The 300-nt window shown below is 63.7% G+C and carries 1 protein-coding gene; it reads left to right on the top strand.

Features of this window, described 5'->3' with window-relative positions:
• Positions 1-270, top strand: a 270-nt coding sequence (locus tag SB764_RS39245; protein ID WP_410866642.1) for an IclR family transcriptional regulator C-terminal domain-containing protein, incomplete at its 5' end; no start/stop codon positions are given.
• Between the last annotated feature and the right edge of the window lie 30 nt (positions 271-300).

The following is a 300-nucleotide window of genomic DNA, read 5'->3' as shown; positions in this document are numbered from 1 at the left end:
ACCTTGACCGATGCAGACCTGCTTGAAGCGGAACTCGACCGGCTCGCGGTGCGTGGCATCGGGGTCGACAACGAGGAATTCGTGCGCGGGATGGTGGCGGTCGCGGTACCGGTGCGCAATCTCGAGGATGGTCGTGTGCTCGCGGCCGTGGCCGTCCATGCACCCACGGCACGAGCGAGCCTCGAGGATCTGCTGAAGGCGGTGCCGAAGTTAAAGGAAACAGCGATACGCATTGGACCGCTACTGCAGCCTGCGGCGGTGAAAAAGTAGAAAGCAGTATCGGCGCGCGCCGCCAACCTG

Origin of the sequence: Paraburkholderia sp. SIMBA_027, from assembly GCF_046535315.1 — a bacterium.
GTDB lineage: Bacteria > Pseudomonadota > Gammaproteobacteria > Burkholderiales > Burkholderiaceae > Paraburkholderia > Paraburkholderia tropica.
Note: the sequence above shows the minus strand (reverse complement) of the source record. Positions and strands in the feature narration are given on the sequence as shown.